A 3222-nucleotide genomic window follows, 5' to 3' on the forward strand; every position below is an offset into this window, starting at 1 on the left:
GGAGAACTGCTGGGGCTCTGCGCCCCGACTTGATTTCCTGAGGGAGGCGCCGCTTGGTCTGGCCCTCCGCACGGGACATGGCGCCGACCGAAGGATCTTCCATCCCGTCCGAGGGGCTCTCCCGCGGGCGTGATCCCCGGCCCGCCGTCTTCCATCCGCGATGCGGGCGCCGAGCGAGGGCGCGCAAGATCCTTCGGGGCCGCGGGCATCGTGCACCGTCAGGGTCCGTGAGGGCCCCTCAGGAAGACAATCGCGGGAGGCTGGCTTCATCCGTGACGCAGGCGCCGAGGGAAGGCGGGCAAAGGGCTCCTCAGGAAGACACTCGGGGAGACGGCTTTCATCAATCGAAGGGGCCGATCAAACCTTTTCGCCTGAAACTTCATCTCACCGATGTGCGTCTCACCCCAACAGGGGGACGAGTCGTCACGAATGGCTGGACGACGACGTGTCCGACGCGTATCTTATGATTGTCGACAATGACGCCGACGGGCAAGGCCCACGTCAGAACGGCAACGGGGCGGGCGTTTCGATGCTAGGGAATTAGCAGCTGCATCGGCGCGAACGCCTTTGAATCCCCCCGAAAGCCGGCCGGGCGGCCGGACCACCGACCAACCTCGCAGCGTCTCATCCCGATGAGCACCCTCATGCCGCTTCGGCATCTTTCGCGGACCACACTCGGCGCGCTGGCCCTGGCGGCCACCGCCGTGCCGTCCGCCCATGCGCAGTCCCTTACCGCCGCCCAGTCCGCGGGCGGCGGGTCCGCATCCGCATCCGTCTCGCTGGAGTCGCCGCGCGTGGTGAGCGCGGCGCGCACCCGCGACGCCATTCGCCTGGACGGCCGCTTTGACGAGGCGGCGTGGGCCGCGGCGCAGGTGGCCACCGACTTCGTGCAGCGCGGGCCCGACGTGGGGCAGGTGAGCTCGGAGCGCACGGAGGTGCGCGTGCTGTACGACGACGGCGCCGTGTACGTGGCGGCGCGGATGTTCGACTCGCAGCCGGGGCGCATCCAGGCCCCGCTGGCCCGCCGCGACGAGGGCGTGCAGAACTCGGAGTGGTTCAACGTGGTCTTCGACAGCTACCACGACCGCCGCTCGGGATTCCGCTTCGGGGTGAACCCGGCGGGGCTGCGGCGCGACGTCTACCACTTCAACGACGACGGCGAGGACGCCAGCTGGGACGCCGTGTGGGAGGTGGCGACGTCGGTGGACAGCGCCGGGTGGAGCGCGGAGTTCCGCATCCCCCTGTCGCAGCTGCGCTTCAACCCGCCGGCGGACGGCGGTGAGCAGACGTGGGGCGTGCAGTTCTTTCGCTACATCAGCCGCCGCGACGAGTGGTCGCACTGGGCGCCGTGGCTGCCCACGTACGCCGGCGTGGTGTCGCGCTTCGGCGAGCTGCGGGGGCTGAACGGGCTGGACGCGCCACGCCGGCTGGAGCTCATGCCGTACACCAGCGCCCGCCTGGACCGCCAGCCGGCCCGCCCCGGCGATCCGTTCTACAGCGCCAACGAGGCGGCCGCGTCCGTGGGCGTGGACGTAAAGATGGGTGTCACGTCGGGACTTACGCTCACGGGGACGGTCAACCCGGACTTTGGCCAGGTGGAGGTGGACCCCGCCGTCGTCAACCTGAGCGCCTTCGAGACGTTCTTCCCGGAGCGGCGGCCGTTCTTCGTGGAAGGCGGCGACGTGTTCCGCTTTGGCCAGCTGCAGAACTTCAACGGCTACGGCAGCCCGGACTTCTTCTACACGCGCCGAATCGGCCGGGCGCCGCAGCGCAGCGCCGCGGGCCAGGGGCCGTACGTGGACGAGCCGGAGAACAGCACCATCCTGGCGGCCGCCAAGGTCACGGGGCGCATCCCCGGCGGGTGGACGGTGGGAGTGATGGATGCCGTGACGCAGCGCGAGCAGGCGCGCTTCGTGGATGGGCAGGGCACCACGCACGACACGCCCGTGGAGCCGCTGACCAACTACTTCACGGGCCGCCTGCGCCGCGACATGAACGGCGGCGCCACCGTCGTCGGCGGGATGCTCACGGGCGTGCACCGTCAGCTGGGCGACGACGAGCTCAGCCCGCTGCTGCGCGGCGACGCGTACGTGGGCGGCATGGACTTCGAGCACTCGTGGGCCCGCCGGCTGTGGACCGTGAGCGGCTACGTGGCCGCCAGCCGGGTGAGCGGCAGCGCGGAGTCCATCACCCGCACGCAGACCAGCAGCGCGCGCTACTACCAGCGCCCGGACGCGGACTACCTGTCGCTGGACGAGGACCGCACGAGCCTGTCGGGCACGGCGGCGGCGGTGGCCCTGCAGCGCAGCGGCAACTGGGACATGAGCGTGCAGCTGCGCCAAGTGACGCCCGGCTTCGAGATGAACGACGTGGGCTTCGCGCCGCGGTCGGACCTGCGCAGCCTGGCGACGTTCCTGGGGCGCCGCGTGACGAAGCCGGGACGCACGTTCCGCCAGTTCAGCCAGGCCGTGTACACCACGCAGGCGTGGAACCTGGGCGGAGACAACACGTTCGTGGACCTGGGCGGCAGCCTGTGGGGCCAGTTCCACAACCTGTGGTCCGGGGGGCTGAGCTTCAACGCGTCGCCCGCCGCCAAGGACGACCGGCTCACCTGGGGTGGACCGCTGGCGGCGTCGCCGGCCTCGTACGCCGTGAGCGGGTTCCTGGACACGGACGCCCGCAAGCGGCTCACCCTGGGCGTGAACGCCTTTGTGAGCGGCGACGCGGCGGGCGGATGGCAGCGCAACGCGGGCTTCAGCGTCAACTACCGCCCCCGCCCGTCGCTGCGGGTGAACGTGGGGCCCACGCTGAGCACGGAGCGCAACCCCGACCAGTTCCTCTTCGCGGCCGAGGACGCGTCGGCCACGGACACCTACGGCGCGCGCTACGTCTTTGGCCAGCTGCGGCAGACGGTGTTCTCGCTGGACACACGGGTGGACTGGACGTTCGCGCCCACGCTGTCGCTGCAGCTGTTCGCGCAGCCGTTCGTGGCGGCCGGCGACTACCGCGACTTCCGCGAGTTCACCACGCCGGGGCAGGCGGAGTACGCCGTCTACGGCCAGGACCGCGGCACCGTCTGCGCGCTGGACGGGGGCTTTGCCATCCACCCCACGCAGTCCGTCGCCTGCCCGGCCAACGCGCAGTCGGCGGAGGGGATGCTGGTGGTGGGCGATCCGGACTTCAACGTCCGCTCGCTGCGGGGCAACGCCGTGCTGCGGTGGG

1 protein-coding gene is annotated in these 3222 nt (G+C 70.9%); it reads left to right on the plus strand.

The window, feature by feature from the left end; genetic code table 11:
• Positions 1–644: 644 nt before the first annotated feature.
• Positions 645–3222: DUF5916 domain-containing protein (locus VFZ20_RS21655; RefSeq protein ID WP_329686033.1), on the plus strand; the 2578-nt coding region annotated here is incomplete at its 3' end.

Source organism: Longimicrobium sp. (assembly GCF_036280135.1).
Lineage (GTDB): Bacteria > Gemmatimonadota > Gemmatimonadetes > Longimicrobiales > Longimicrobiaceae > Longimicrobium.